Annotated in this window: 6 protein-coding genes and 1 riboswitch; all 6 genes read left to right on the forward strand. The window is 43.3% G+C overall.

Annotation, left to right across the window (positions count from 1 at the left end):
- Positions 1-1,923, forward strand: a 1,923-nt coding sequence (locus QNK26_RS01015) for a calcium-binding protein (RefSeq protein WP_319220402.1), incomplete at its 5' end; no start/stop codon positions are given.
- 292 nt (positions 1,924-2,215) lie between these two features.
- Positions 2,216-2,311, forward strand: a riboswitch (glycine riboswitch).
- Between the two features lie 155 nt (positions 2,312-2,466).
- Positions 2,467-3,900: a sodium:alanine symporter family protein gene (locus tag QNK26_RS01020; RefSeq protein ID WP_319220403.1), complete on the forward strand. Its 1,434-nt coding sequence runs from the start codon at positions 2,467-2,469 to the stop codon at positions 3,898-3,900.
- Positions 3,901-4,073: 173 nt separating this feature from the next.
- On the forward strand, positions 4,074-5,129 hold the full coding sequence (locus QNK26_RS01025; RefSeq protein WP_319220404.1) for a MoxR family ATPase: 1,056 nt from the start codon (positions 4,074-4,076) through the stop codon (positions 5,127-5,129).
- Between the two features lie 4 nt (positions 5,130-5,133).
- Complete coding sequence (locus QNK26_RS01030) at positions 5,134-6,141, forward strand: DUF58 domain-containing protein (protein WP_319220405.1); 1,008 nt, start codon at positions 5,134-5,136, stop codon at positions 6,139-6,141.
- Between the two features lie 2 nt (positions 6,142-6,143).
- Positions 6,144-6,734, forward strand: a complete 591-nt coding sequence (locus QNK26_RS01035; RefSeq protein WP_319220406.1) for a DUF4381 domain-containing protein — start codon at positions 6,144-6,146, stop codon at positions 6,732-6,734.
- Positions 6,712-7,586 (forward strand): VWA domain-containing protein (locus tag QNK26_RS01040; protein WP_319220407.1); only part of this gene is annotated, 875 nt, incomplete at its 3' end. The genes QNK26_RS01035 and QNK26_RS01040, both read left to right, overlap by 23 nt.

The following is a 7,586-nucleotide window of genomic DNA, read 5'->3' on the forward strand; positions in this document are numbered from 1 at the left end:
ACTGGCGAAATTTGGCTCAAAAATGGCGTCACGCTGGAACACGATGAGAAGAACCCGGATCTGAATCAATACCAGTTGAAAGTGAAGGTTAGTGATGGCTACGATAGCGATGTTACGGATGTGACTGTAAATGTCAGCGAAAATCACGCACCAGAAAGTCAGGTTGTGCATGGTTATGTTGAGGTTCAGGATCAACCGATTAATAAGATCACCGTCGTATTTGATTACTCTAATAGTATGACGCGTACTTTTGATGGTAGCAATACGATGAGAGGCAGCAATAATCCGGACGAGGTGCTAGCGCCACGTTACGAGTCCCGTGCTTATCTGGCGGCTGAAGCGTTGCACGACATGCTGGGTAATATGATAGCCGAAGGCGGTGAATCAAATTCTTATATACGCTTGGTTCGGTTTAGCGGTGAGGTAGAGAAGCAAGGTTGGTTAGAGCTCAAGGATGTGTATGAAGATAGTACACCACCGGAACTGGCGGGACGGGCGCTAACCGATACTGATTATCTGAATGATGTAAATGACTATGTTCGTAAGTGGTGTTGGACAGATACTGGACTTAATACCGACTACAGCAAAGCTTTGGAAAGCGTGATTCAAGCAGATGATGACCATCATCTCCAATATCCTTGGCAGGAAGCTATGGCCGAAGGTAAAACGGGGATGGAGTTTTGGGATATGTTAAAGAACGAGCAGCCAGTTGACAGTGTTGATACCATTTTCTTTATGTCTGATGGTGCTCCTAACCCTAAAGCTGGCTCGGCTGCTGATCCTGATCTCGATCAGCGTTGGGATGATTATGTTAAGACTCATGATGCCAAGGTTTACAGTATCGGTATTGCCACAGAGGGTAATGATAAAGTCGATGAAGCATTGCATAAAATCAGTGATGAGGTGGTGTATGTTAGTTCGGGTGATGATCTCTCTCATTATCTGAATCACTTCTCGCCGAAGGCGGTTGCCGGTGAATTGCTTTTAGGTAGTACTGATGCGGATGGTGATACGTTGACGGTCTCACTCGATGCAAATAATATTTCCTTGCTTGGGGCTGACCTGCATGGAACGATAATCACTGATCCTTTGGTAACCGGGACTGAATTAGATGGTGGCAGACTAAAAATCATCACCGTGTTTGGTACTTTAGCGGTTGCAGCTAATGGAAATTATAGCTTTACTCAGAGTGAGAGCACCCCGCTGACTAGCGGGCAGCAGGTAGATCTCAAATTTCAGTACCAGATAGCGGATGGTAAGGGCGGTGTCAGTGACAACATATTTACTCTCACCTTGGGCGGTGATAATGATAGTGATAGTGAGAACAAGTCTGTCGATCCTAATTATCATTTTCAGAGTGGCGACGAAGCCGCTAATATACTGGCCGGGGGCGATGAAGCCGACATTTTATTAGGTCAAGGCGGAGATGATACGCTTACTGGTGGTATTGACGATGATACGCTTATTGGCGGTATTGGCGATGATACGCTTATTGGCGGTATTGGCGATGATACCCTCATTGGTGGTATTGGGGATGATACCCTTATCGGAGGTATTGGAAGTGATATTCTGACGGGCGGTGAGGGTCATGATGTGTTTACCTGGCATTTATCGTCTTTAAGTGATGTTGTACAGCAAGATGTGATCACAGACTTTAAGCTTGGTGAAGACAAACTTGATTTCACCGAGATTTTCTCGGACAGCAGTGATGGTAGTTTAGATATGGATGCGTTGCTTGCTCATCTTGAGGTTAAGGTGACTGGTGATGACAGCGTTAATCTGAATATAACAACTGATTCGGGACAGCAACAAAATATCCAGTTGGAGCATTTTGACTTTTCTGCATTAAGCCCTGATAGTCCTGCTTCTTCGGGTGATATTATTGATCAAATGTTCGTGCATAAGTTCTTTCAGACAGAATAATGATGCGCTAAGCGTTACTCAATAATTAGTGACCAGACGAATAACTAATAATAAAAATAGCCCTCATGACAGGGCTTTTTTTTGCCTAAAGATTAATTGTTAATCATTCGAACTGTATTATGTATTTTTATTGAAGTATTTCGTGCTAGTATTTATCCATTCATAGCATTTCATGTTGTGATATATCCACACTAAGTTCGGATGAAGGTAGCAGGAGAGTGGCTTTATAGCCCGCCGAAGAAGTAAATCTTTCAGGCGCTTTATTCCGCGAGGAAAAGTAGGGACTGTTACTGGACGAGCCTCTGGAGAGATCCATTAAATTGGACGCCGAAGGAGCAAAGCGACAATGTCGTTGAAACTCTCAGGTACAAAGGACAGAGGATAGGATTATTTTTTTTGCGACCTTGCACGCCTGCTTTTTGCTTTAGTTTGGTACTTTGGTATTTAACTCTGACTTTTTGCTTCGGCTTATGCATTGTATCTGCCCATCTTAAATAATTACATCCTCCTCAGACTACTATCGTTCTCGAGGAATATTTTTAAATGCAAACAGCACAACCTTCTTTACTAGAATCGTTACAAGATTCTTTGTTATATCCACTACAACACTTTTCATTGCAACCGCTGCAAAATACGCTGCAAAGCATAGATCATTTTATTTGGGGCCCGCCATTATTATTACTCTTGGTCGGCACTGGTATATATCTCACTTTACGTTTAGGTTTTTTACAAATCACTAAATTACCGTTAGCGCTAAAATACCTGTTTTCAGGGGACAAAGGCGAGGGTCAGAAAGGCGACATCAGTAGCTTTGCCGCATTATGTACAGCGCTTTCTGCCACTATAGGTACTGGTAATATTGTCGGTGTGGCCACTGCCATTAAAATGGGTGGTCCCGGGGCATTATTCTGGATGTGGGTGGCAGCCTTTTTTGGCATGGCGACTAAATATGCCGAATGTTTATTAGCGGTAAAATATCGCGTTGTCGATGAACAAGGGCAAATGGCAGGCGGCCCTATGTATTACCTTGAACATGGTTTAGGTAATCGATTTTTAGCCAAGGCCTTTGCGCTGTTTGGTATTGGTGTTGCATGTTTTGGTATTGGTACTTTCCCACAAGTGAATGCGATCACCGATGCAGTACAAATCTCTTTTAATGTGCCGGTGTGGTTATCTGCGAGCTTACTGACTGTATTGGTAGCTATGGTGACGCTCGGTGGTATTCGTTCTATTTCTGCTATCGCACAACGTACCGTGCCGTTTATGGCGGTGTTTTATGTATTCGCATCGTTATTGGTATTGTTATTAAATGTGGAAGCGGTGCCAGCGGCGATTGCCTTAGTGATAAGCAGCGCGTTTAACTCAACCGCTGCAACGGGGGGGTTCTTAGGGGCAACCGTGATGCTCGCGATCCAAAGTGGTGTGGCGCGTGGTGTATTCTCTAATGAATCGGGTTTAGGCAGTGCGCCTATAGCGGCGGCAGCGGCAAAGACCGACTCTTGTGTTAAGCAAGGGCTGATCTCGATGACGGGTACCTTCTTCGATACTATTATTATTTGTACTATGACAGGTCTAACCTTGATCTTAACCGGCGTATGGAGTGGTGATACTTCCGGCGCGGCAATGACAACATTGGCCTTTGAACAAGGTTTATCGCCGTTAATTGGTCAATATGTCGTAACCACGGGCTTGGTATTTTTTGCCTTTACCACCATCCTCGGCTGGAATTATTATGGCGAGCGCTGCGTACAGTATTTATTTGGTCAAAAAGGCATTAAACCTTACAAGTATTTTTATATTGTATTGGTGGCAGGTGGTGCATTTTTACAGTTGGATCTTATTTGGATCTTGGCTGATATCGTCAATGGTTTAATGGCTATCCCTAATCTGATTGGCTTGATTGGTTTACGTCATGTGGTGATTGCAGAAACGCGATTATTTTTTGATAACTTAACCCTGAGTGAGCAAACCGCATAGTTGCGATTGGCTGTAACTGAGTTGCGATTGAGTGGTGGTAAGTCGATCTGGCTTATCGCCGCTCAACATATTTTCCCGATTATAAAGTCACGATCAGTAGTATTACTGTGTTACCCCTGTTATTAACCTCATATCATAACTGTCTATCATTCTGCGTAGAACATGAGACTGTTATGAGCCTTTCCCTGCAAGTATTTAAACAACTATCTAATACCGTTAATCAATCTGTCGTTGGTCAAGACGATGTGGTCAAAGCCTTGCTGATAGGTTTATTAACCCGTGGTCATGTGTTGCTCGAAGGTTTACCCGGTACTGCCAAAACGCGTTCAATTAAAGCACTTGCTGATGCAATGAATGCTGATTTTGGTCGTGTGCAATTTACACCTGATTTATTACCGTCAGATGTGACTGGCGCTGAAATTTACCGTGAGGCGGACGGTAAGCATAGCCTTACATTTCAACCTGGGCCTATTTTTAATAATTTAGTCCTCGCTGATGAAATTAACCGAGCGCCAGCAAAAGTACAATCTGCGTTGTTAGAAGCGATGGCTGAAAATTCAGTCACATCGGCTGGCGAAACGCGTCAACTGCCTAATTTATTCATGGTGTTAGCGACTCAAAATCCAGTGGAACAAGAGGGTACTTATCCGTTACCTGAAGCGCAAATGGATCGCTTTATGTTGAAAGTGAATGTCGATTATCCCGATGCCCAATCAGAACTCGCGATTATTGACTTAGTGCGCGAAGAAGAGTTAATGAGCATATCGAGTGATGATGATTTACCTAAAGAGAGCCAGTCAAAGGATCCGCTAGGATCTCAGCCTCAAGGTATTAGCAAAAACAGTCTCTCAATCCCCAATCTGATTATTCGGCCTGAACATATCATTGCCGCGCAACAGGAAGTGTCTCGGATCTATATTTCACCATTGATAAAAAGTTATGTAGTTAATTTGGTGATGGCAACACGGGGAGCCGGTGACTATAGCCATGCTCAATTTCCGCAATGGTTATCTGTTGGCGCAAGTCCCAGAGCCAGTATTGCCCTTGATCGTGGCGCGCGAGCACATGCATGGCTAGCGGGACGTGATTATGTCGACCCTGATGATGTTCGCGCTATGGTGCATTTGGTATTGGGGCATCGTTTAGTATTAAGTTATGCGGCCATTAGTGAGCGGATCACCACGGCCAAGGTGATTGACGAGATCCTTGAACACGTGATGATAGGGTAGTGCTATGGCTTGGAATACATGGTTTTCAACAACGGACAAATCAGGCGATTCGCTGCATGATGATCCGCGTATATACACTGATTTAAATGATTTATTAAAAATTAAAGCGCAAACAGTTGGTTTTAGTTTTTCTCCCAAGCAGGGGCGTTGTAGTATTTTTTCCGGTTTACATGAATCGCGCTTACGCGGGCGAGGATTAAATTTTGAAGAATTACGCCATTATAATAATGGCGATGATGTTAAAAATTTAGATTGGAAAGTCACGTTAAGAACCGGAAAGCCACATGTGCGTGCTTACAGTGAAGAAAAAGAGCGGCAGATTTGGCTGTGTGTCGATCAGCGTCAATCGATGTTTTTTAGTTCACAACAGACGATGAAATCAGTTGTCGCAGCCAATATTGCGGCGCTATGTCTATGGCGTGTACTTGCTGATGCCGACCGTGTTGGTGGTTATATTTTTAATGATCACACGAGTTTTCATTTTAAACCACTGCGCAGTAATGCATTAGCGCTGCAATTTATTCAGCAATTGCATCGTGTTAATCATCAACTGCAAGTCGGCATTGCGGATATTGACGTGCCAGTGATACGTTTAACCGATATGTTAGCGACGTTGCAAGCATTGCAAGCCAAATCAAAAACGTTTGTCATTATCAGCGACTGGTATGGCTTTGATGAAGAGTGCGCAGATCGGTTACGTGCGTTGCAGCAGCATAATGATGTTATTGCTGTGCATATTAGTGATCCCCTTGAACAGAATCTAATAAATGTCGATTCTCTGATTACCAGTGATGGTCATCATCAATTACAGCTTTCCAGTCAGCAATTACAACGTAATAAAAATGCCTTACAACATGCTTATCAAGCTGCTTTTTTGGCTAAGCATAATTTATTGCAACAAGCCCTACAATTATCGGCATTTTCGATAATAGATGTTGGTACTAACGGCAATGAGATTAATCAATTTAAGTCTGCTTTTCATGTGAACCATAAAAATAGCGAGGAGGGATGATAATGGCAGATGTTGATAATGCAAATTTAGTCGGCGATACATTCGGTAACTTACTATTACGCGACATGGTACAAATTACTGTCCCTGAGCAGATAAGCTTTTTGCCGCAAACTAGGGGCTGGCTGGTTGTAGGGTTAGTACTGGCATTATTTATTGGCCGCTATTTACTGCTAGCGTGGCAAAAATATTGGCGTAATCGTTATCGGAAAAAACTACATTATAAATTACTTGCTTGTGATGTAAGTGACCGTTCACATACACCGCGATTTATTCATCAATTATTACAGCAAGCGTGTTTGCAAGCATACCCAAATAAGTCATTAACGGCACGTCAATTACAAGGGCCGGCATTTTTAGTCTTTTTAGATAGTTGTACACAAGACAATACCGAGTTTGATTCGGCGATAGGGGAGTTATGGCAACAAACGCTGTATTTACCATTAGCGCTAAGTGAGTGGTCCGCTGCCCATAATCAGGTATTGGTATTATCGGCGCAGCGTTGGCTTAAATTGCATATTGATGATGCCGAATTAGGTACTGAATTAGGTACTGGCCAACGAGGAGATGCTCATGATGGCAACAAGCATGATTGAGTTCAGTTATCCGTGGTTATTTTTATTGTTGCCATTACCTTGGTTTATTCAACAATTTTCACCGACCTATAAAATAAAACAGTCAGCGCTGCAAGTGCCATTTTTTAGTCAACTGGTGAGTTTATCTGGAGAACAGCCTAATACAGGAGCGGTGAAGCTAGAACCGAAAATATGGCAACGTATCGCATTATCACTGGTGTGGTTATTTTTGGTTGTTGCGATGGCAAAACCTATGTGGCTGGGTGAACCACAAATACGTTCGCAGTTTGGTCGTGATTTGATGGTGGTTGTCGATTTATCTGGCTCGATGGATAGTCGAGATTTTAGTGTACCGGGTAGCGACAGTATTTCACGCTTAACGGCGGTAAAAAATGTATTAGCTGAATTTTCACAGCAGCGTAGCGGTGATCGTTTAGGATTAATTTTATTTGGTGATGCCGCCTATTTACAAGTCCCATTTACCGCCGACCATCAAGCATGGCTCGGTTTGTTAAATGAGTCGGAAGTGGCGATGGCTGGGCAAAGTACTCACCTTGGTGATGCCTTAGGGTTAGCGATAAAAGTAATGACGGATGAATCGAAAGCACCTATAGCAAAAGAAAATAGTAATCTTGGTGTTAACGGTGGTGTAGATAGAACGAGTGAAGAGAAGACTACTGCTGAGAAGCGTATCGCGGATAAACAAAAAGTCGTGATTGTATTAACCGATGGTAATGATACCGATAGTTTGGTTCCGCCGTTAGAGGCGGCAAAAATTGCGGCGAGTCGTGGTATTAAAATCCACATGATTGCTATTGGCGATCCTCGTACTTTTGGTGAGCAAGCGCTCGATATGGCCGTGATTGATGGTGT

Origin of the sequence: Moritella sp., assembly GCF_033791185.1 — a bacterium.
Lineage (GTDB): Bacteria > Pseudomonadota > Gammaproteobacteria > Enterobacterales > Moritellaceae > Moritella.